The following is a 21,072-nucleotide window of genomic DNA, read 5'->3' as shown; positions in this document are numbered from 1 at the left end:
CATTCCCGGTGCGGAGCGCCGGCGCAAATGATCCTTTGCGGCCGGCGGTATTTATCGTTCTGTTCGAGAGGCAATAATGACGACACGCAAGTCCTTGAAAGACGGTTTCGCGCTATTTGGAACGACCCTGAGCGTACCGCTCGCCGCGGCAGCGGCCGCGGCGCTGCTCGTCACGGGGTGCGGCGGCGACGACGGGCCGAGCCCGAGTGCGGCGGCCGCCACCGCGGCCGCGACGTCCAGCGGCAGCACGTCGGCCAGCACCGACGCAACGGCCGCCGCCGCGGCCGACCAGCCGTACGTCGACACCGACGTGTACGGCACCGGGCCGAACGACGCGGTCACGGATTCGACCGAAGGCGCGGCAGTCGTGCACCGCCAGGTGACGATCGGCGGCAAGACGATCAAGTACACGGCCACCACGGGCCACCTGACGACGATCGATCCGATCACGTCGGCGCCGAACGCGAAGATGTTCTACGTCGCGTACACGCAGGACAATCCGGACCCGTCGAAGCCGCGCCCGGTCACGTTCTTCTACAACGGCGGCCCCGGTTCGTCGTCGGTCTACCTGCTGCTCGGCTCGTACGGGCCGAAGCGCCTGCAGTCGTCGTTCCCGAACTTCACCCCGCCCGCGCCGTACAAGCTGCTCGACAACCCGGACAGCCTGCTCGACCGCACCGACCTCGTGTTCATCAACCCGGTCGGCACCGGTTACTCGACGGCGATCGCGCCGGCGAAGAACAAGGACTTCTGGGGCACCGACCAGGACGCGCGCTCGATCGACCGCTTCATCCAGCGCTACCTGACCAAGTACTCGCGCTGGAATTCGCCGAAGTTCCTGTACGGCGAGTCGTACGGCACCGCGCGCAGCGCGGTCGTGTCGTGGGTGCTGCACGAGGACGGCATCGACCTGAACGGGATCACGCTGCAGTCGTCGATCCTCGACTACGCGAACGCGCTGTCCGCGCCGGGCACGTTCCCGACGCTCGCGGCCGACGCGTTCTACTGGAAGAAGACGACGCTCAACCCGACGCCGACCGATCTCGACGCGTACATGGTTCAGGCCCGCAACTACGCGGACAACACGCTCGCGCCGCTCGCGCAGAAGCCGAACCCGCAGGACGGCGGCTTCGTGAACGTGCGGCTGAACCTGAACCTGCAGACCGCGCAGCAGATGGGCGCGTACATCGGCACGGACCCGACGTCGCTGATCCAGACCTTCGGCAACCCGGCCGCGCTCGGCAACGTGCCGTCGTCGGACGACAACCCGCCGTACACGTTCTTCCTGACGCTCGTGCCGGGCACGCAGATCGGCCAGTACGACGGTCGCGCGAACTTCACGGGCAAGGGCATCGCGCCGTACATCCTGCCGAACTCGGGCAGCAACGATCCGTCGATCACGAACGTCGGCGGCGCATACACGGTGCTGTGGAACAGCTACATCAACACCGACCTCAAGTACACGTCGACGTCGTCGTTCGTGGACCTGAACGACCAGGTCTTCAACAACTGGGACTTCAGCCACACGGACCCGACCGGCGCGAACAAGGGCGGCGGCAATACGCTGTACACGGCCGGCGACCTGGCGTCGACGATGAGCGTGAACCCGGACCTGAAGGTGCTGTCGGCGAACGGCTATTTCGACGCCGTCACGCCGTTCCACCAGACGGAGCTGACGCTCGCGCAGATGCCGCTCGATCCGACGCTCAAGGCGCAGAACCTGACGATCAAGAACTACCCGTCGGGTCACATGATCTACCTGAACGACGCATCGCGGACCGCGTTGAAGGGCGATCTCGCCAACTTCTACGACGGCATCCTCGCGAATCGCACCGCGCTGCAGCGCGTGCTGAAGCTGCAGGCGCGCACGCAGCAGATGAAGCAGCAGAAACTGCAGCAGCAGGGGCAGTAAGCGGCGTGGGGCGGCGCGCGCCGCCCCGGATGGACGACAGCCCGATCGGCGCAGGCCGGTCGGGCTGTTTTTCTTGTGCAGCGAGCGCTGGGCCGGCGCGTCATGCGCCGGACGGGAAAAGGGTGTAACCGCGGAGGAAAGGGCGGCCTCGCCGCTTACGCCAGCACGAGCCGCACGCCGACCGCGACCAGCGTCGCGGCGAGCAGGTTGCGCAGCAGCCGCTCGGGCGCGCGCGCCGACAGCAGGCTGCCGAGCACGATGCCGGGCAGCGAACCGAGCAGCAGCGACAGCAGCATCGACCAGTCGACCGAGCCGAGCAGCCAGTGGCCCATGCCCGCGACCAGCGTGAGCGGCACCGCATGCGCGATGTCGGAACCGACGATGCGGGTCGTCGCGAGCAGCGGATACAGCAGCAGGAGCACGGTCACGCCGATTGCGCCGGCGCCGACCGACGTCATCGACACGAGCACGCCGAGCACGGCGCCCGTCAGCACGGTCGACCACAGCGTGCGCGCGGGGCTCGGCGCGAGCGGGTTGCGTGCGGCGAATGCCGTGAGCTGCGGGCGGAAGATCAACGCGAGCGACGTGAGCAGCAGCGCAACGCCGAGCACGAGCTGGATCATCCGTGCGGTGCCCGGCGTGTTCATCCCGTGCGTGTGCAGCCACCACAGCGTGAGCGCCGCGGCCGGCACGCTGCCGGCCGCGAGCCGGCCCGTGATGCGCCAGTCGATCGAGCCTTTCAGGCCGTGGACGAGCGTACCGGTGGCCTTGGTCGCGGCCGCGTACAGCAGGTCGGTGCCGACCGCCGTCGCGGGGTGGACGCCGAACAGCAGCACGAGAATCGGCGTCATCAACGAACCGCCGCCGACGCCCGTCAGGCCGACGAGGATGCCGACGAACAGGCCGGACAGGGAGTACAGCAGATCGATATGGGGAAGCGACATCGGAAGCAGGCGGTTATGCGGCGTTCGGCGGCGGCGCGCGGCCGGGGCGCGCGCATCAAAGTCCGCCATTGTCGCAAAAGTGACGCGTCAACGTACGACTGGGTTAAAAATCGGCCGCGAGGGGGCGCGCGGCGACGGCCGGCGGGCGTGAAACGGGCGTTTGAGCAGGGGCTGAGAGGCGTCGTCGGCCTGAAAGGCAGGGCGAACCGGGCGTGTACGCCGCGCGTCCGGTGCGCACAAAAAAGGGCGCGATGCTGCACGCCCTGACTCGAGGTCGGTTCCCGTCCGGCTGCCGACGGTCAGTGCATCGCGGGTCCTGCGCCTTCGACCGAGCGTTGCGGCCGGATCCGCAGCGCGAAACCGATCAGCGCGGCCACGGTCGCAAACGCCGCGCCGAACGCGAATGCCGCGTGGTAGCCGGCGTTCAGCGCGTCGAGCGGCGCGGCTTGCGCCGTCGCGAGCGCGTCGGTGCGGGCGCCGGCGAGACTCGCGAGGACCGCGAGCCCGAGCGCGCCGCCCATCATGAACGCGGTGTTGACGATGCCCGACGCGAGCCCGGAATCGGCCGGGTCGACGTCGTTCATCGCGGCGAGCAGCACCGGATTGAACGCGACGCCCGCGCCGATGCCGAGCAGCGTCATGCCGGGCAGCACGTGCCACACGAAAGCGCCGTCGACCGGCGCGCGCGAGAACAGCGCGAGGCCGCACGCCGCGATCAGCAGGCCGGCGGCGATCGGGCCGCGGATCCCGAAGCGCATCACGATGCGCGCCGACAGCCCGAGCGAGAACGCGGCCATGATCAGGTTCGCCGGCAGGAACGCGAGGCCGACCTGCAGCGGCCCGTAGCCGAGCACGCGCTGCATGTACAGCGCCGACAGGAAGAACCACGCGAACATCGCGGCTGCCCACAGCACGGCAATCGCGTTCGCGAGCGCGACGTTGCGTGCGGCGAACAGCGTGAGCGGCATCAACGGATGCGCGGCGCGCGACTCGATCGCGATGAACAGCACGAGCAGCACGACGGCCGCGCCGATCAGCGCGACGGTTTGCGTCGACAGCCAGCCGGCCTCGTTGCCGCCGACGATGCCGTAGACGGCCAGCATCAGCGACGCGGTCACGGTGATCGCGCCGGCGACGTCGAGCCGTGCGGTGCCCGCCGGCGCACGCGTGCGCGGCAGCAGCGCGACGCACATCGCGTAGACGGCGACGCCGATCGGCAGGTTGACGAGGAAGATCCAGTGCCACGACAGCGAGCTCGTCAGCAGCCCGCCGAGCAGGACGCCGATGCTGCCGCCGCCCGCACACACGAAGCCGTAGACGCCCATCGCGCGTGCGCGTTCGCCGGGTTCCGTGAAGAGGTTCATGATCAGCGACAGCGAGACGGCCGACACGACCGCGCCGCCGAACCCCTGCACCGCGCGCGCGGCGATCAGCATCGCCTGCGATTGCGCGAGGCCGCACGCGAGCGACGCGAGCGTGAACACGACGAGGCCCGCGAGGAACATGCGCCGCTGGCCGTACAGGTCGCCGAGCCGGCCGCCGAGCAGCAGGCAGCCGCCGAACGTCAGCAGGTATGCGTTGACGACCCATACGAGGGCCGTTTCGGTGAAGTGGAGATCGGTGCTGATCGACGGCAGCGCAACGTTTACGATCGTGCTGTCGAGCACGATCATCAGCACGCCGAGACAGAGCACGATCAGCGCGTACCAGCGCTTCTCGCCGTGAATCCCGTGGGTCATGGGCCTGCAGCCTTCCGATAGTTATTTGAAAGGATGCATTGTAGATGCCGGCGGCGCGGGCTTCCTGCCGGTTTGTGGCAGGAGCGTCGCGTAGTGGCGCGCGTGCTGCGGGATGAGCCGTTACGATCGAGCCGGCAGTTCGCAGCCGTCGGGGCCGCAGGCGGCCGCGTCGTCGCCGGCGGGTTCGACGATGCCGTCGCGCCACGCCTGATCGAGCGCCCGCGCGAACGCGTCGGCCGGCTGCGCGCCTGACACCGCGTAGCGGCCGCCGAACACGAACAGCGGCACGCCGCGCCCGCCGATTCGTGCGGCGCGCGCGATGTCGGCTTCGACTTCGTCGCGATACGCGTCGCTGCGGAGCACGGCTTCGACGGCCGAGCGCTCGAGTCCGGCTTCGACCGCAAGCTCGGTCAGCACGGCATGATCGAACAGCGAGCCGTGCTCGCAGAAATAGGCGCGGTAGAGCCGCTCGGTCAGTGCGTGCGCGCGGCCCGACGCTTGCGCGAGCTTCACGAGCCGGTGGCCGTCGAGCGTGTCGCCGACGAGCGTGCCGGGCAGGTCGTAGCGCAGCCCGACGCTCGCGGCCGCATCGGTCACCTGGCGCAGCATCTGGTCGACCTGCGCGGGCGCCATCCGGTATTTGCCGGCCAGCATCGCCTCGACCGGCTCGACGGGTTGGCCGGGCATCAGCCGGTACGCGCGCAGCGCGACGTCGACGCGGTCGGCGTGCGCGAACGCGGCCAGCGCCTCGTCGAAGCGGCGCTTGCCGATCCAGCACCACGGACAGATCAGGTCGGACCAGATTTCGACGGTCAGGGTCGGGCGGGCAGTCGGGGCGGGAGCGGTCGTCATGGGCGGTCCGGGCGGCAAAAAATGTAACCGAGACTATATCACTTTATGTTTCGACGCTTCGTCGCTCGCGGAACCGTGTGGCACGGTGCGAAAGGGCGCGCGCCCGCGTGTCGCGAAGCAGGGGCGTGGAACCGCCGGCCCGGTACCGACGCCGGGCTACCGCGATGGTGCCCGCCGCGTCGCGCTCACGCGTCGCCCTGCGTTTCCTTCAGGTGCTTGAGGTGCTTGTAGACCGTCGCGCGCCCCATCCCGAGCACGTTCGCGACGTAGTTCGCCGCGCTCTTGCCGCGGAACGCGCCTTCCGCGTACAGCGCCTCGACGAGCTCGCGCCGGTGCTCGCGCGTGAGACCGTTCAGCCCGACCTGCCGCTCGCGCAGCCAGCCGTGCAGGAACGTGTTGATGCGCTCCTGCCAGTCGTCGCGGAACAACTCGTCGGGCTGCGCGACGACGCCCGCGCCCTTGATGAACAGATCGAGCGTCGCGCGCACTTCGTCGAACACCGCGATGTTGAAGTTGATGCACATCATCCCGGCCGGCCGGCCTTCGTCGTCGAACAGCACGTTGCTGACGCAGCGCATCCGCCGGCCGTCCCAGTTCAGCTTCTCGTACGGGCCGATCACGCGCTCGCGCGCCGAATGATCGATTTCCTCGAGCGCGGAATCGTCGCCGACCTCGCGCTTGGACAGGTTGTTCGCGAGATACAGCACGGTCTGGTCGTGCAGGTCGTGGATCACGACTTCCGCGTACGGGAAGAACAGTGCGGCGATGCCGTCGGCGATCGGCGCATAGCGGGTGAGCAGCAGGTCTTTGACGGGAGATTTCTTCTTGCGCATCGGTGTCGCGATCTCGGGTGGGCGGGAGCCGGGCAGCGTGTCGGGCCGGCGAGCCGGCGCACCGTCGGCCGGCATGCCCGTGCGCCCGCGCGCGGCCGCCGCGGCGGTTGCGCCATTGTATCGGCCCCGCGTGCGCATGCCGTTCATGCGCGCGTCAGATGCGTGTACAGCGCATGTGCGATCGCGATGTCCTCGAGCCCGAGGCCGATCGAGCGGAACAACGCATGACGCGTGCGCGACGGCGCCGCGCAGGTGCCGGCGACGAGCGCGGGCAGGTCGCCGACGATCCGGCCGGCATCCCAGCCGTGCTCGGCCGCCGCGATCTGCATCTCGCCGGCGCTCGCGGGCGTCGTGTACCGGTAGTCGCAGTAGACGTCCATGTCCGGCAGCCACGCGGGCGGGATTTCGTGTGCGCGCGCGACGTTCGTGCTGATCGACGTGACGAGCGCGGGGCGGGTGAGCATCCCGTCGCCAAGCACGGGCGTGCCCGACGACGTGCACAGCATCACCACGTCCGCGTCGCGCACGCAGGCCTCGACGCTCGCCGCCGCGCGTGCGCGCGGGTCGAGCGCGGCGAGGGCCGCTTGCTGCGCCGCATCGCCGGCCAGCGCGGGCGAATACGCGCGGATCGTGTCCCAATCGCGCAGCGGCGCCGTGTGCCTGAGGTGAGCGAGGCCGACCGCGCCCGTGCCGACGATCGCGAGATGACGCGCGTCGCGCGGCGCGAGGCAGTCGACCGCGAGCGCCGTCGTGCCGGCCGTGCGCTCGACGGTCAAGAGCCCCGCGTCGCACCACATCAGCGGCTGGCCGGTCTGCATCGACATCAGCGCGGTCCATGCGGTGACGATCGGTCTCCCGTCGGGCTTGCCGCCCGTCACGATGTACGGCGACAGCTTCGCGCCGAATACCTGCGCATCGGCGAGCGCGCCGAGATACGTGATGAAGTCGCCGGCCTGATCGGGAAACAGCGTGAGCGTCTGCGGCGGCTGCACTGCGCGCGCCGCGGCGAGCGACGCGAACATGCGGCGCAGCGTGCCGAGCACGTCGAGCGACGGCAGCGCCGCGCGCACTGCGGCTTCGTCGACGATCAGCGGCGGGGTGGGGACGGTTTGCGTCATCGGACATCTCCGGTTCGGGCTGGACAGAAAGTCTCGAAAGACGGCGTCCGGCAGGGTTCGTGATAGACGAAAAGTCTAATATAGACAAACAAAATCGGGAGAATTTTTCTTTTCGAGACGCTGCGTCATTGCTGGATTCATGGAAAACACCATGGAATCAAAGGCGTTGGAAGCAGGCTACGAAATTTCGACGTCGAGAAATTGGCGCGACATTCTCGTATCCCCTATAGTCTATAGTAGACTTTAAGTCTATATTTCGCATGTGGGATCCGACACGCCGCCAGGCGGCTGCGTGCCTCGGATGCCGCGCTGGCGCCCGGTCGAGGGCGTCGCACGACCGATCTCCAGCCTCAATCCAGAACAGAAGGACCGTCATGAACCGGAAACTTTCCCTCTGCGCCGCTGCGGCGCTCGCGTGCGCGGCCGTCACGGCCCATGCGGAACAGGCCACGCTGCGCTTCGGGATCGAAGCTGCCTATCCGCCGTTCGAGAGCAAGACGCCGGCCGGTCAGTTGCAGGGTTTCGACGTCGACATCGGCAACGCGGTGTGCGCGAAGCTGAACATGAAATGCGTGTGGGTCGAGAATGCGTTCGACGGGCTGATCCCGGCGCTGCAGGCGCGCAAGTTCGACGCGATCAACTCGGCGATGAACATCACCGCGAAGCGCAAGCAAAGCATCGACTTCACACCGGCGATCTACGTGGTGCCGATCGTGATGGTGGCGAAGCACGGTTCGCCGCTGAAGCCCGACGTCGCGAGCCTGCGCGGCAAGCACGTCGGCGTGCTGCAGGGCTCGTCGCAGGAGGATTTCCTGAAGGCGCACTGGGCCGATGCGGGCGTGGCCGTCGTGTCGTACCCGGATCAGGATCAGATCTACGCCGATCTCGTCGCGGGGCGTCTCGATGCGGCCGTGCAGGAAGCGCAAACCGCGCAGGACGGGTTCCTCGACAAGCCGGCCGGTCGCGACTACCGGATCGTCGGCGAGCCGTTGAAGGATCCGGCGACGCTCGGCGAAGGCACCGGCTTCGGGATGCGCAAGAACGACAAGGCGCTGCAGGCGAAGATCGTCGGCGCGCTCGACGCGCTGAAGCAGGACGGCACGCTGAGCGCGCTGTCGCGGAAGTATTTCAAGCGCGACATCATCGCGAAGTAAGCGCCGCCGCGCGCCGGCCGCGGGGCTGGCGCACGGCGCCTCCCATCTCGACGCAGTGCGGGGAACCATGGATTTCGACGTCATCGTTCTGGGGGCCGGCATCGTTGGCGTGTCGTCGGCGTTGCATCTGCAGGATCGCGGCCTGCGCGTCGCGCTCGTCGACCGGCGCGCGCCCGGCGAGGAAACCAGCCACGGCAATGCGGGGCTGATCGAGCGCTCGTCGGTCGTGCCGTATGCGTTTCCGCGCCGGCTCGGCACGCTGCTGCGCTACGCGCGCAACCGTTCGGTCGATCTCTATTGGGACTACAAGGCGCTGCCCGAGTACGCCGGCTGGCTCGCGCGCTTCTGGCGCGAATCGTCGCCGCAGCGGCTCGCGGCCGCCGCGCGCGACCTGCTGCCGCTCGTCGCGGCGAGCGTCGTCGAGCACGATGCGCTGCTCGCGCGCACCGACGCGCAGCCGCTCGTGCACGACGGCGGATGGATCGAGGCGTTTCGTTCGCCCGCGCTGTTCGACGCGGAAGCGCGCGCCCAGCAGCGCGTGGCCGACGCGCACGGGCTGCGGATGACCGTGCTCGACGCGCGTGCGTTGCGCGCGCGCGAGCCCGGTATCGGCGACGCCTTCTGCGGCGCCTTTCACTGGCAGGACCCGAAGACGGTGTCGAGCCCGGGCGGGCTGACCAAGGCCTATGCGCGGTTGTTCGAGCGCGACGGCGGCACGTTCGTGCGCGGCGACGCGACGACGCTCGCGCAGGTGGATGACGGCTGGCAGGTCGGGTCCGAGCACGGGCCGATCTCGGCGCGCTCGGCCGTGGTCGCGCTCGGGCCGTGGTCGGATCGGGTGTTCGCGCCGCTCGGCTACCGGATTCCGCTGCGCGCGAAGCGCGGCTATCACATGCATTACCTGCCGACCCGCACGCTGCTGAACGTGCCCGTGTGCGATACCGAGGAGGGCTTCGTCGTCGCGCCGATGGAGGGCGGCCGCCTGCGGCTCACGACCGGCGTCGAGATCGCGCCGCGCGACGCGCCGCCGACCGGCGTGCAACTCTCACGCGCCGAACCGCTGGCGCGCGACGCGTTCGGCATCGGCGAGCGGCTCGATCCGGAGCCCTGGCTCGGGATGCGGCCGTGCACGCCCGACATGCGTCCGGTGATCGGGCCCGCGCCGCGCCACCGCCATTTGTGGTTCGCGTTCGGCCACTGCCATCATGGGCTCACGCTCGGGCCCGCGACCGGTCGTCTGCTCGCCGAAATGATGACGGGCGCGCCGACCTATATCGATCCCCGTCCGTACCGGCCCGCACGCTTCGGTTGAACCCGCGGTGCGCAGATGCGGATTCGGCCACCGGCATGCGCCGGTGGCAACGCGTGTCGTTCACAGTTTTTCATTTTGCCGTCCGGATTGTCGAAATCCACGCAATCGGAAATGATCTGCGTAATCGATAGGAAAGAAAATCGCGCGATAAAAGAAAATCAGCAAATTCGCGATTTATCAATGCATTTTCATATTGCTGAAATGCGTAATGGGCAGCCAGTTCCGACGGTATAGGCTCCATCGCGGCCGCGCGTTCAGGCGTTACGCGGAATGTACCGGAACACGTTACCGTAGGGCTCGCAAACGTTACGTTACATCCGCGCTCCGGAGGCCTTTTCATCAGACGATTGAGTCTCTGCAACCCACCAATTTCACCTGAAATCGATTTAAAAATCATTATTGCCGATAAGTAGGCAGACGAAACGGCCGATTTTTGGAATTGGCACGCTTCGTGCAATCCGTCCCCATGCTTTGTCAACGTAGTGCCAACCGAGATGGGGAAAAAACAAAGATGGGACAGAACTTCAAATTAACGGGTGTGGCGCTGTCGGTCGCGACGGTGTTCGGCGTACTGGCTTCGGGTTCCGCGATGGCGGGAGCCCTCGATGCGCTGCCAATCCCGCAAGTGATCGTCAATCCGCCGACGAACAGCGTGTCGGTCGGGCTGGCCGCGACGGGCACGTCGCCGCTGGGCTCGGTGACCCTGACGGCGGGCGGGTCCGGCGCGATCCAGACGTCGCTGGGGGAGCCGGGGCAAGTATTGTCGGGCGCCGTGGGGGCGGTGACGGGCGCACTCGGCGGTGGCGGCGGCACGGTGCAGCCGCTCGCGCCGGTACAGGGCGTGGTGAATCAGGTGACGGGCGCGCTCGGCGGCGGCAACCCGGCGGGGGCGTTGACTGGTGCGCTGAATGCGGCGACGGGGACGCTGAGCAATACGGCTGGCACGGTGACGGGCGCACTGGGTAATGTCGGTGGCGGCGCGAATCCGCTGGCGCCGGTTCAGGGCGTGGTGAATCAAGTGACGGGTGCCTTGAGCGGCGGCAACCCGGCCGGTGCGTTGACCGGTGCGCTGAACACGGCAACCGGCACGCTGAGCAATGCGCTCGGTACGGCAACGGGCGCACTGGGTGGGATCGGCGGTGGTTCGAACCCGCTGGCGCCGGTTCAAGGTGTGGTGAATCAGGTAACGGGCGCGCTCGGTGGTGGCAATCCGGCAGGTGCGCTGACCGGCGCCATCGGCACGGTGACGGGTGCACTGGGCGGGATCGGCGGTGGTTCGAACCCGCTGGCGCCGGTTCAAGGTGTGGTGAATCAGGTAACGGGCGCGCTCGGTGGTGGCAATCCGGCAGGTGCGCTGACCGGCGCCATCGGCACGGTGACGGGTGCGCTGGGCGGGATCGGCGGCGGTGCGAATCCGCTGGCGCCGGTTCAGGGCGTGGTGAATCAAGTGACGGGCGCGTTGAGCGGCGGCAACCCGGCGGGTGCGTTGACCGGTGCGCTGAACACGGCAACCGGCACGCTGAGCAATGCGCTCGGTACGGCAACGGGCGCACTGGGTGGGATCGGCGGTGGTTCGAACCCGCTGGCGCCGGTTCAAGGTGTGGTGAATCAGGTAACGGGCGCGCTCGGTGGTGGCAATCCGGCAGGTGCGCTGACCGGCGCCATCGGCACGGTGACGGGTGCACTGGGCGGGATCGGCGGTGGTTCGAACCCGCTGGCGCCGGTTCAAGGTGTGGTGAATCAGGTAACGGGCGCGCTCGGTGGTGGCAATCCGGCAGGTGCGCTGACCGGCGCCATCGGCACGGTGACGGGTGCGCTGGGCGGGATCGGCGGCGGTGCGAATCCGCTGGCGCCGGTTCAGGGCGTGGTGAATCAAGTGACGGGCGCGTTGAGCGGCGGCAACCCGGCCGGCGCACTGACCGGTGTCGTTGGCACGGTCACGGGGGCACTGGGCAACCTTGGCAGCGGCTCGAATCCGCTCGCGCCGGTGCAGGGCGTGGTGAACGGTGTTACCGGCGCGCTTGGTGGCGCCAACCCGGCAGGCGCATTGACGGGCGCGCTGGGCACGGTGACGGGCGCACTGGGCGGCGTTGGCGGTGGCAACCCGGCGGGCGCTCTGACCGGCGCGCTGGGCACGGTAACGGGCGCCTTGGGCGGCGTCGGCGGTGGCAACCCCGCAGGCGCATTGACCGGCGCACTCGGCACGGTAACGGGCGCCTTGGGCGGCGTTGGCGGTGGCAACCTGGCGGGCGCTCTGACCGGCGCGCTGGGCACGGTAACGGGCGCCTTGGGCGGCGTCGGCGGTGGCAACCCCGCAGGCGCATTGACCGGCGCACTCGGCACGGTAACGGGCGCCTTGGGCGGCGTTGGCGGTGGCAACCCGGCGGGCGCACTGACCGGCGCACTCGGCACGGTAACGGGCGCCTTGGGCGGCGTCGGCGGTGGCAACCCCGCAGGCGCATTGACCGGCGCACTCGGCACGGTAACGGGTGCACTGGGCGGCGTTGGCGGCGGCAATCCCGCAGGCGCATTGACCGGCGCGCTGGGCACGGTGACGGGTGCACTGGGCGGCATCGGCGGCGGTAATCCCGCAGGCGCTCTGACCGGCGCACTCGGCACGGTAACCGGCGCCCTGGGCAACCTCGGCGGTGGCGCGAATCCGATCACCCCGATCCAGAACGTCGTGAACCAGGTCACGGGCACGCTCGGCAGCGGCAACCCGGCCGGCGCACTGAGCAACGCGGTCAACACGATCACGGGCACGCTCGGCAACGTCGGTGGCGCAGGCGGCCCGCTCGCGCCGGTGCAAGGCGCCGTCACGCAACTCGCCGGTACGCTCGGCAACGGCGATCCCGCCGGTGCGCTGACGAACGCGCTGAACTCGGTGACGGGCGCGCTCAGCGGCGCGAACCCGCTGGCGCCGGTGCAGGGCGTCGTGAACCAGGTCGTCGGCACGCTGTCGGGTGCTGGCGGCGGCAGCCCGATCACGCCGATCACGAACCTCGTCAGCGGTCTGCAGAACGCCCTGCCGGGCGGCAATCCGGCCGGCGCGCTGACCGGCGCACTCGGCTCGGTGACGGGCGCGCTCGGCAATCTCGGCGGGACGAACCCGCTGGCGCCGGTGCAAGGCGTCGTGAACCAGGTGGTCGGTACGCTCGGCGGCAGCAACGCGGCCGGCACGCTGAGCAACGCGGTCGGGACGGCCACGGGCGCCCTCGGCAACGCGGTCGGCTCGGTGGCGGGCGCGCTCGGCGCACTCGGTGGCACGAGCCCGCTGGCGCCGGTGCAGGGTGTCGTGAATCAGGTCGTCGGTACGCTCGGCAGCGGCAATCCGGCCGGCGCACTGACGGGCGCGCTGAACTCGGTGACGGGCGCCCTCGGCAACCTGGGCGGTTCCAACCCGCTGGCGCCGGTGCAAGGCGTCGTGAACCAGGTGGTCGGCACGCTGTCCGGCGCCGCCGGCAGCAACCCGATCGCGCCGATCACGAATCTGGTGAGCGGCCTGACCGGCGGAGGCAACCCGGCCGGCGCGCTGACTGGCGCGCTCGGTTCGGTGACGGGCGCACTCGCGTCAGGTCCGGCGGCGCTCGGCCAGGCGGCCGGCGCGCTGTCGGGCGCGGCCGGTTCGACGGCAGCGGCAGGCGGCAGTCTGCTCGGCTCGGGCGCGAATGCGGCCGGCGGCACGGCGGGCGCGGTCGGCTCGCTGCTGACGACGGGTGCCAACTCGACGGCGACGGTCGTCAATGCGGTCGGCACGTCGGCGGGCACGGTGCTCGGCTCCGCGCCGAGCCTGTCGGTGACGCCGCATTCCGGCAACAGCTCGCCGAACAACCCGCTCGCACCGGTGACGACGCTGCTCCAGTCGCTGACCGGCGCACTGCCGAGGTAACCGGCCGAAACCGCACGACGGCGCCGCATCGGCCGTCGTGCGCAACGGTCGCGCAACGCGGCATGACAGCGATGTCATGCCGCGTTGTCATTTCGGGCTTGCCGTTTTCTTTCTTCGCATCAATGATCGCCGCCGCTCGCCGCGTTGCGGCACGGCGTGCCATGGAATAACCGGCCGTCGCCGTCCGTTTACATACCGAGTTCCGGCACGGCCGGCCGGCGGGATAATGATCGCGACGCAGCCGATCGTCCCGTCCGGCGGCAGCCGCCAAGGAGACCGGAATGGAACGCGCCTGCGCGAGTTCGCGATCGATGCATGCGGTGCGCTGGGCGGCCCGACCGACGCATGGAAGGGATGACGCGCGGCGCTCGCAGGGAGCAAGCGATGAAGACGGCGATGACGAAGGGGTTCGGGCTGGCAGCGTTGCTCGCGGGCACGATGCTTGCGCAAGCGGACGGCGACCCGCCCGTGCGCGTGCCGGTCGACGCCGATGGCGTGCAGCGCGTGGCGATCGTCGGCGGCAGCTATTTCTTCCGGCCGGATCACGTGATCGTGCGCGCGCACGTGCCGGTCGAGCTGACCGTGTCGGCCGAGTCCGGCGTGGTGCCGCACAGCTTCGAAATCGACGCGCCGCAGGCCGGCATCGCGGTACGCACCGAGCTCGGCACGACGCCGAGGACGTTTCGTTTCACGCCGCTGCAGCCGGGGCGATTCGCCTACTATTGCACGCACCGGCTGCTGTTTTTCAGAAGCCATCGCGAGCGCGGGATGGAAGGCGTGCTCGATGTCGAGGCGGCGCCGTGATCGCCGCGTTGCTGGCCGCGAGCCTGATAGGAGCGAGCATGACAGCCGATCCCGTGACCGTCGCGCAGGCGCATTTCGACCACGTCCGCTCGTACCGCGCGACGATCCGCTCGTCGGCGCGCGACGGCGAGCACACCGAAATCCGCTACGCATACCTGAAACCGGGCTTCGTCCGGATGGATTTCGTGTCGCCGCATCGCGGCGCGGTGCTCGCGTACGATCCCGGCGACGGCAAGGTGCGGTTGCGCCCGTTCGGCACGCATGCACCGCCCGCGCTGACGCTGTCGCCGTCCAATCCGCTCGTGCGCGATCGCACCGGCCACCGGGTCGACCGCTCGGACGTCGGCGAACTGCTGCGCAACGTCCATGCGCTGCAGCAGGGCGGCGCGACGGTGACCGAAGGCGAGGAGGCCGTCGGCGGCCGGACCGCGCTGCGCGTGCTGGTCACGGGCGCGCCCGCGCACGCGGTCGACGGCGTGCATCGCTACCGGCTGTGGCTCGACGCCGCGGACGGTTTTCCGCTGAAGGTCGTCAGCTACGCGGACGGCGACGACGTGCCGCTCGAAACCGTGACGCTCGACGATGTGGAGATCGACGTCGCGTTTCCCGAACGTTTCTTCGCGCCCTGACGGCGCCGATCCGCGTTCCTGACGCGCATGCCGGAGGCTGCATGGCGGAGTACCGGTTTTCGACGATCTGGCGGGTGGATGCGCCGCTCGCGGCGGTCTGGGACGCGATCTACCAGGTCGATCGCTGGCCCGACTGGTGGAAGGGCGCCGTGCGCACCGTCGAGCTCGAGCATGGCGACGCACGCGGCGTCGGCGCGCTGCACCGGTACACGTGGAAGGGCGCGCTGCCGTACCGGCTGACCTTCGACATGCGCGTGCGGCGCGTCGAGCGGCCGCATGTGCTCGAAGGCCGTGCGAGCGGCGCGATCGAAGGCGACGGACGCTGGTCGTTCGCCGCCGACGGCGCGCGCACCGTCGTGCGCTACGACTGGCACATTCGCACGCACGGCTGGATGAACTGGCTGGAGCCGCTCGCACGGCCGCTGTTCCGATGGAATCACGACGTCGTGATGCGCGAAGGCGCGAAGGGGCTCGCGCGGCGGCTGGGCGCGGCCGTCGAGACGGACGGCCGGACCTTCCGGCCGCTGTCGGGCGGGGACTGTGCCGATGCGTGAGGCGCGCGACGCTTGCTCCGGCGACGCAGGCGCACGAACGTGGCGCGGCGGATGAAATCGGCGCCCACACGGTTTTTTCGCGGCGATGTCGCCGGTCTCAGGAACTCCGGGCTTACCCGGTGTCCAATCGGGGCTGGATGAGGTTGGTGAATCGCATGGGGCTGTCCATCGGGACGGCTGCCGTATTCAAGTAGCTGTTTTTAAAGGTTTTTTGTTGTGTTTCTGCATTTTTCCCGCCGCCTCGCCGCCCCGAAAATTCCCCCCGGTTTCCCTTCTTGAATTTGTCAAAACCCGTCCATATAATTAGCACTCGCTGCACGAGAGTGCTAACAATTCTCTGCCGGGCGATGAGCCGGGCAGTTTCCCTAAGCGTTCTTCAATCTCAGTCAAGAGAGGAGTGAATATGAACCTTCGTCCTTTGCACGATCGCGTGATCGTCAAGCGCCTGGATCAGGAAACCAAGACCGCCTCGGGCATCGTGATCCCCGACGCCGCTGCTGAAAAGCCGGATCAGGGCGAAGTCCTGGCCATCGGCCCGGGCAAGCGCGACGACAAGGGCGCGCCGATCGCACTCGACGTGAAGGTCGGCGATCGTGTCCTGTTCGGCAAGTACGCAGGCCAGACCGTGAAGGTCGACGGCCAGGAACTGCTGGTCATGCGCGAAGAAGACATCATGGCCGTTGTCAACGCCAAGTAAGCGTCCTCCGACGGTACATATTCCCAAGAATTCAAGGAGTTAAAGATGGCAGCTAAAGACGTCGTATTCGGCGATTCCGCCCGTTCGAAGATGGTCGAAGGCGTGAACATTCTCGCCAACGCAGTCAAGGTCACGCTGGGTCCGAAGGGCCGCAACGTCGTGCTCGAGCGCAGCTTCGGCGGCCCGACGGTCACCAAGGACGGTGTGTCGGTCGCGAAGGAAATCGAGCTGAAGGACAAGCTCCAGAACATGGGCGCGCAAATGGTCAAGGAAGTCGCTTCCAAGACCAGCGACAACGCAGGCGACGGCACGACGACGGCAACCGTCCTCGCGCAATCGATCGTTCGCGAAGGCATGAAGTACGTCGCATCGGGCATGAACCCGATGGACCTGAAGCGCGGCATCGACAAGGCAGTCGCAGCGGCTGTCGAAGAGCTGAAGAAGATCAGCAAGCCGTGCACGACCAACAAGGAAATCGCACAGGTCGGCTCGATCTCGGCGAACAGCGATTCGTCGATCGGCGATCGCATCGCTGAAGCAATGGACAAGGTCGGCAAGGAAGGCGTCATCACCGTCGAAGACGGCAAGTCGCTGGCCGACGAGCTGGACGTCGTCGAAGGCATGCAATTCGACCGCGGCTACCTGTCGCCGTACTTCATCAACAACCCGGACAAGCAAGTCGCCGTCCTCGACAATCCGTTCGTGCTGCTGCACGACAAGAAGGTGTCGAACATTCGTGACCTGCTGCCGGTGCTCGAGCAAGTCGCGAAGGCAGGCCGTCCGCTGCTGATCATCGCAGAAGACGTCGAAGGCGAAGCGCTCGCCACGCTGGTCGTCAACAACATCCGCGGCATCCTGAAGACCGTTGCGGTCAAGGCGCCGGGCTTCGGCGATCGTCGCAAGGCGATGCTGGAAGACATCGCGATCCTGACCGGCGGCCAGGTCATCGCGGAAGAAACCGGCCTGACGCTCGAGAAGGCAACGCTGGCAGAACTGGGCCAGGCGAAGCGCATCGAAGTGGGCAAGGAAAACACGACGATCATCGACGGCGCAGGCGAAGCGGCGAACATCGAAGCACGCGTGAAGCAAGTGCGCGCGCAAATCGAAGAAGCGACGTCGGACTACGACCGTGAAAAGCTGCAAGAGCGCGTGGCCAAGCTGGCGGGCGGCGTTGCAGTGATCAAGGTCGGTGCTGCGACCGAAGTCGAAATGAAGGAAAAGAAGGCACGTGTCGAAGACGCACTGCACGCAACCCGCGCAGCTGTGGAAGAAGGCATCGTGGCAGGCGGCGGCGTCGCGCTGATCCGCGCACGCACCGCGATCGCAGGCCTGACCGGCGCGAACGCCGACCAGAACGCCGGCATCAAGATCGTGCTGCGCGCGATGGAAGAGCCGCTGCGCCAGATCGTCACGAACGGCGGCGAAGAAGCCAGCGTCGTGGTGGCGGCGGTTGCTGCAGGCAAGGGCAACTACGGCTACAACGCAGCAACGGGCGAGTACGTCGACATGGTCGAAGCCGGCGTCGTCGACCCGACCAAGGTCACGCGCACTGCACTGCAGAACGCAGCGTCGGTTGCAGGCCTGCTGCTGACGACGGATGCAGCTGTCGCAGAACTGCCGAAGGAAGACGCACCGATGCCGGGCGGCATGCCGGGCGGCATGGGCGGCATGGGCATGGACATGTAATCGACTTCGGTCGATGGTGTCCGGAACGCGCAGCGATGCGCGTTCCAGCCAAAAGAAAAGACCCGCAGCGATGCGGGTCTTTTTTTATGCGCGCGTAATTTTCGATGCGTGCGCGAGGCGGCCGGATCTGTCACGCACCAGGCGCGGCGCGGCGTGCGGCGGCGGGACCTGCCTGCCGCGTCGCGACTCAATGCCGGTGCGACGTCCTCGGCGCCGGGTCGGCCTTCACGGCCGGCGGTGTGTCCGAATCGTCGTTGCTGCGCGCCCAGAAGAACCGGTCGGGCAGGTATGCGCCCATACCGGGCCGGAACGCGTCGCGCACGGCCTGGTACAGGTATTCCTGCGCCTCGCGCACGGCCTCCGGCGGCTCCTGCCCGTTCGCGAGCAGCGCCGCGATAGCTGCGCCGAGCGTATCGGTGATGCCCATCAGCCGGTGCGGCGAGCGATCCCACATGTCTTCGCGAAGCTGGCCTTCTTCGCCGTACAGCGTATTGACGAGCCGGTGCGAGCCCGTTTCCGACGACAGGATGTATTCGCAACCTTGCGACAGCAGGTGCGACACGGCCGCATCGAGGTTCGGTGCCTCGGCATCGCCGTCCGGCTGCGCGAGCGCGATCAGCGTCGCGTGGTCAGCGACGAGCAAGGTGGTTTGCGGCGCCAGCAGGTCGGCGATCGATTCGCGCAGGTCGTCGGCGGCGAGCACGTGTTCGTCGTCGAGCGTGAAGTCCGGCGCGAGCACGAGCGGCACGCCGTCGTAGTCGGCGACGACTTCGGCGATCGCGCTCACGACTTCCGCGCGCGTCGCCGCGCCGATCTTGAACGCGGCAACCGGCATGTCTTCGAGCAGCATGCGCGCCTGCGCGGCGACGACGTCGGGGTCGAGGCCCGTGACTTCATCGCAGGCGGCCGAGTCGCGCACGGTATAGCCGGTCAGGACGGACACGCCGTGACAGCCCATGCTCGCCAGGGTCATCAGATCGGCTTGGAGGCCGGAGCCGCCGGTGGGATCGGACAGGCCGAAGGTGAGGACGATCGGAGGGGCGTTGCTGGACATGTAAAAATGGGGCAAGAGAAAAACGGAAAAGCGACGGAGATGCGGACCGCGAGGCGAGAGGGGCGTTTTCGGCCCTGTGTTGCCCGGCAGGCCGCACTTTCAGCCATTATGCGGTGGAATCCGGCCGGTACGACGGATTTTTTAGCGCAGCGCAACGTAGTCGCCGTCCTCCAGCGCGATTGCTAGGCAGTCCGGCCCCGACACGGTACCATCATGGCTCCCGAATTTACCGACTTTCCCCGACGCGGCTTAAGATGGAATACAAGAGCTGGATGTGCCTGATTTGTGGCTGGATTTACGACGAAGAAGCCGGGCTGCCGGAAGAGGGCATTGCCCCGGGCACGCGCTGGGAAGACGTCCCGATCAACTGGACGTGTCCCGAATGCGGCGCCCGCAAGGAAGACTTCGAGATGGTCCAGATCTGATCGGACCGCTGGCCCACGCACACTCCGCTCAGGCCTCGCACGGATTCGGCGCTCGCGCGCCGCGATTCGCGCGAGCGACTCGACGATGACAGGCGCGCGTGTCCATGACGTCCGATCCGGCGAACGTTCCCCACCCTGACGCATTGCCCAACCCGCGTGGCGGAGCCGTGCGCGCGGCCGAAGCATGGCTGGCGGCGGCTGCCGACGCATTCGAGCGGCGCGACGACGCCGCGGCGCCGCTCGCCGCGGCCGCGGCCGTGCTGGCGGAAGCCGGCTGGCTGCCGGCCGCGCGTTTCGCCGGGCAACTGTCGGCCGCCGTGCCGCTCGTCGGCACCGAGCCGACTTCGGCCGGCTGGCGGGCCGCGCTGCACGATTTTCGTGCGGCCGTCGGGCGTCACAACCTGCGCGAGCTCGCGTGCTCGCCCGTTCTCTTCGAGCATTTCCGTGCGTTGCGTGCGCAAAGCGCCGCCGACCTGCGCGCGAGCGCGCCGCTCGATGCGCTCGCGCTGGTCGGCCGCGCGGTGCCGCCTGCCACGCTGCGCGCGCTGCCCGATGCATTCGCGGCCCGGCTTCGCGCCCGCTATGAGCAGGCGCTGCTGGGCGTGCTGCGTGCCGAACACGGCGCGCCGGGGGCCGCGCTCGACGAACTCGACGCGATGCTGGCCGCGCTCGCCGATGACGCACCGTACGATTTCTGGCGGCTCGCGGCCGCATGCGTGCGCGCGCTGCGCGCAAGCGGCGCGCCCGAGCTGAAGCGCTTTCTCGCGCGAACCAACCTGCTGCTCGGCGAACACGCGCAGGGCCGGCGCGGCGCACCGCCCGAACTGGTGCGCGAGACGGTGGCGCTGCTATGGCGCGATTTCGCGCTGTTCGGCGCCGCGGCCGAGGACGTCGCGCTCGTCGACGTGCTGCACGACTACGGGTTGACGGTCGACTGGCACGTCGCCGGCACGCCCGCATCCGAAGCATTGTGGGAGGCCGATGCGGCGCGGGCCGAGCACGATGCGGTCGCCGCCGCGCCCACTCGCGCGCTCGGCGTCGTGACCGTCAACGCGCACGCCTACGAGGATTTCCTGCAGACCGCCGATGCGTCGATGGCCGACCTGGCGGCCGATCCGGCCACCGCCGACGCGGGTGCCGCGTGGCACGCGTCCGGCGCGGCCTATCGGGTCGGCACGGCCGCGTGCGCGCTGGGGCTCGGCCACGCGGCGCTGCTGGCCGACACGCTTGGCCTGGCGTGGCGCCGTGCGGCGCATGGCGTGCCGCTCGCCGACGGCGGCCTCGATGCGCACCGCCACGCGTCCGACATGCTGCGTGCGGCGCTCCTGAAGATCGCGGCCGGCGTCGCGCCGCCGGACCTCACGGCGGCGTCCGAAGCGCTCGGCGCCGCGCTCGGCCGGACCTGACGAACAAGGGGACGGACACACGGCGGCGGCCCTTGTCGCATGGGCCTGCAACACGCTGCCGACA

17 protein-coding genes and 1 pseudogene are annotated in these 21,072 nt (G+C 68.7%); 12 read left to right on the top strand and 6 right to left on the bottom strand.

Annotation, left to right across the window (positions count from 1 at the left end):
* The first annotated feature begins 76 nt into the window (after positions 1-76).
* Positions 77-1,912: a S10 family peptidase gene (locus WS89_RS15020; protein WP_059501102.1), complete on the top strand. Its 1,836-nt coding sequence runs from the start codon at positions 77-79 to the stop codon at positions 1,910-1,912.
* Positions 1,913-2,067: 155 nt separating this feature from the next.
* Here the strand turns inward: WS89_RS15020 and WS89_RS15015 are convergent, their stop codons facing one another.
* The 5 genes from WS89_RS15015 to WS89_RS14995 form a co-directional block, all read right to left on the bottom strand.
* Positions 2,068-2,856 carry a sulfite exporter TauE/SafE family protein gene (locus WS89_RS15015; protein ID WP_043205476.1) on the bottom strand — a complete coding sequence of 263 codons (789 nt, stop codon included), beginning with the start codon at positions 2,854-2,856 and terminating at the stop codon, positions 2,068-2,070.
* Between the two features lie 299 nt (positions 2,857-3,155).
* Complete coding sequence (locus WS89_RS15010; protein ID WP_059791694.1) at positions 3,156-4,595, bottom strand: DHA2 family efflux MFS transporter permease subunit; 1,440 nt, start codon at positions 4,593-4,595, stop codon at positions 3,156-3,158.
* Positions 4,596-4,715: 120 nt separating this feature from the next.
* Positions 4,716-5,447: a DsbA family oxidoreductase gene (locus WS89_RS15005; protein ID WP_059791692.1), complete on the bottom strand. Its 732-nt coding sequence runs from the start codon at positions 5,445-5,447 to the stop codon at positions 4,716-4,718.
* 185 nt (positions 5,448-5,632) lie between these two features.
* Positions 5,633-6,427: a helix-turn-helix transcriptional regulator gene (locus tag WS89_RS15000; RefSeq protein ID WP_059501105.1), complete on the bottom strand. Its 795-nt coding sequence runs from the start codon at positions 6,425-6,427 to the stop codon at positions 5,633-5,635.
* On the bottom strand, positions 6,424-7,398 hold the full coding sequence (locus WS89_RS14995; RefSeq protein WP_059791690.1) for an ornithine cyclodeaminase family protein: 975 nt from the start codon (positions 7,396-7,398) through the stop codon (positions 6,424-6,426). Before WS89_RS14995 ends, WS89_RS15000 begins: the two co-directional genes overlap by 4 nt.
* A gap of 374 nt (positions 7,399-7,772) precedes the next feature.
* Between WS89_RS14995 and WS89_RS14990 the strand changes: the two genes are divergently transcribed.
* From WS89_RS14990 to groL, 9 genes and pseudogenes are all read left to right on the top strand, one after another.
* Entirely contained in the window at positions 7,773-8,552 is a 780-nt protein-coding gene (locus WS89_RS14990) for an ABC transporter substrate-binding protein (RefSeq protein ID WP_059501107.1), read from the top strand.
* 67 nt (positions 8,553-8,619) lie between these two features.
* Positions 8,620-9,864 carry an NAD(P)/FAD-dependent oxidoreductase gene (locus tag WS89_RS14985; RefSeq protein WP_059791688.1) on the top strand — a complete coding sequence of 415 codons (1,245 nt, stop codon included), beginning with the start codon at positions 8,620-8,622 and terminating at the stop codon, positions 9,862-9,864.
* A 511-nt stretch (positions 9,865-10,375) separates the two neighbouring features.
* Complete coding sequence (locus WS89_RS14980) at positions 10,376-13,753, top strand: beta strand repeat-containing protein (protein WP_059791686.1); 3,378 nt, start codon at positions 10,376-10,378, stop codon at positions 13,751-13,753.
* Positions 13,754-14,042: 289 nt separating this feature from the next.
* Positions 14,043-14,111, top strand: a pseudogene (locus WS89_RS34990) (anti-sigma factor family protein); the annotation flags it as partial.
* A gap of 26 nt (positions 14,112-14,137) precedes the next feature.
* A complete protein-coding gene (locus tag WS89_RS14975; RefSeq protein WP_059791963.1) occupies positions 14,138-14,557 on the top strand; it encodes a hypothetical protein in 420 nt (139 codons plus the stop codon).
* A complete protein-coding gene (locus WS89_RS14970) occupies positions 14,554-15,186 on the top strand; it encodes a LolA family protein (RefSeq protein ID WP_059499820.1) in 633 nt (210 codons plus the stop codon). The genes WS89_RS14975 and WS89_RS14970 overlap by 4 nt, the downstream gene beginning before the upstream one ends.
* A gap of 41 nt (positions 15,187-15,227) precedes the next feature.
* Entirely contained in the window at positions 15,228-15,740 is a 513-nt protein-coding gene (locus tag WS89_RS14965) for an SRPBCC family protein (protein ID WP_059791684.1), read from the top strand.
* A gap of 403 nt (positions 15,741-16,143) precedes the next feature.
* On the top strand, positions 16,144-16,437 hold the full coding sequence (gene groES / locus WS89_RS14960) for a co-chaperone GroES (protein ID WP_004186661.1): 294 nt from the start codon (positions 16,144-16,146) through the stop codon (positions 16,435-16,437).
* Between the two features lie 45 nt (positions 16,438-16,482).
* Positions 16,483-18,123, top strand: a complete 1,641-nt coding sequence (gene groL, locus WS89_RS14955) for a chaperonin GroEL (protein ID WP_059499822.1) — start codon at positions 16,483-16,485, stop codon at positions 18,121-18,123.
* Positions 18,124-18,310: 187 nt separating this feature from the next.
* On the opposite strand, the gene WS89_RS14950 is transcribed toward groL, so the two are convergent.
* Positions 18,311-19,177, bottom strand: a complete 867-nt coding sequence (locus WS89_RS14950; protein ID WP_012492910.1) for a hydroxymethylpyrimidine/phosphomethylpyrimidine kinase — start codon at positions 19,175-19,177, stop codon at positions 18,311-18,313.
* 254 nt (positions 19,178-19,431) lie between these two features.
* Between WS89_RS14950 and WS89_RS14945 the strand changes: the two genes are divergently transcribed.
* On the top strand, positions 19,432-19,602 hold the full coding sequence (locus WS89_RS14945; RefSeq protein WP_004186709.1) for a rubredoxin: 171 nt from the start codon (positions 19,432-19,434) through the stop codon (positions 19,600-19,602).
* Between the two features lie 104 nt (positions 19,603-19,706).
* On the top strand, positions 19,707-21,008 hold the full coding sequence (locus tag WS89_RS14940) for a hypothetical protein (RefSeq protein WP_059499823.1): 1,302 nt from the start codon (positions 19,707-19,709) through the stop codon (positions 21,006-21,008).
* Positions 21,009-21,072 lie beyond the last annotated feature (64 nt).

The sequence above is a fragment of the Burkholderia sp. MSMB1072 genome, assembly GCF_001524725.1.
Lineage (GTDB): Bacteria > Pseudomonadota > Gammaproteobacteria > Burkholderiales > Burkholderiaceae > Burkholderia.
Note: the sequence above shows the minus strand (reverse complement) of the source record. Positions and strands in the feature narration are given on the sequence as shown.

Coding starts and splice junctions, on each gene's coding strand:
- WS89_RS15020 (WP_059501102.1), top strand. CDS start 77: ATGACGACACGCAAGTCCTTGAAAGACGGTTTCGCGCTATTTGGAACG.
- WS89_RS15015 (WP_043205476.1), bottom strand. CDS start 2,856: ATGTCGCTTCCCCATATCGATCTGCTGTACTCCCTGTCCGGCCTGTTC.
- WS89_RS15010 (WP_059791694.1), bottom strand. CDS start 4,595: ATGACCCACGGGATTCACGGCGAGAAGCGCTGGTACGCGCTGATCGTG.
- WS89_RS15005 (WP_059791692.1), bottom strand. CDS start 5,447: ATGACGACCGCTCCCGCCCCGACTGCCCGCCCGACCCTGACCGTCGAA.
- WS89_RS15000 (WP_059501105.1), bottom strand. CDS start 6,427: ATGAACGGCATGCGCACGCGGGGCCGATACAATGGCGCAACCGCCGCG.
- WS89_RS14995 (WP_059791690.1), bottom strand. CDS start 7,398: ATGACGCAAACCGTCCCCACCCCGCCGCTGATCGTCGACGAAGCCGCA.
- WS89_RS14990 (WP_059501107.1), top strand. CDS start 7,773: ATGAACCGGAAACTTTCCCTCTGCGCCGCTGCGGCGCTCGCGTGCGCG.
- WS89_RS14985 (WP_059791688.1), top strand. CDS start 8,620: ATGGATTTCGACGTCATCGTTCTGGGGGCCGGCATCGTTGGCGTGTCG.
- WS89_RS14980 (WP_059791686.1), top strand. CDS start 10,376: ATGGGACAGAACTTCAAATTAACGGGTGTGGCGCTGTCGGTCGCGACG.
- WS89_RS14975 (WP_059791963.1), top strand. CDS start 14,138: ATGAAGACGGCGATGACGAAGGGGTTCGGGCTGGCAGCGTTGCTCGCG.
- WS89_RS14965 (WP_059791684.1), top strand. CDS start 15,228: ATGGCGGAGTACCGGTTTTCGACGATCTGGCGGGTGGATGCGCCGCTC.
- groES (WP_004186661.1), top strand. CDS start 16,144: ATGAACCTTCGTCCTTTGCACGATCGCGTGATCGTCAAGCGCCTGGAT.
- groL (WP_059499822.1), top strand. CDS start 16,483: ATGGCAGCTAAAGACGTCGTATTCGGCGATTCCGCCCGTTCGAAGATG.
- WS89_RS14950 (WP_012492910.1), bottom strand. CDS start 19,177: ATGTCCAGCAACGCCCCTCCGATCGTCCTCACCTTCGGCCTGTCCGAT.
- WS89_RS14945 (WP_004186709.1), top strand. CDS start 19,432: ATGGAATACAAGAGCTGGATGTGCCTGATTTGTGGCTGGATTTACGAC.
- WS89_RS14940 (WP_059499823.1), top strand. CDS start 19,707: ATGACGTCCGATCCGGCGAACGTTCCCCACCCTGACGCATTGCCCAAC.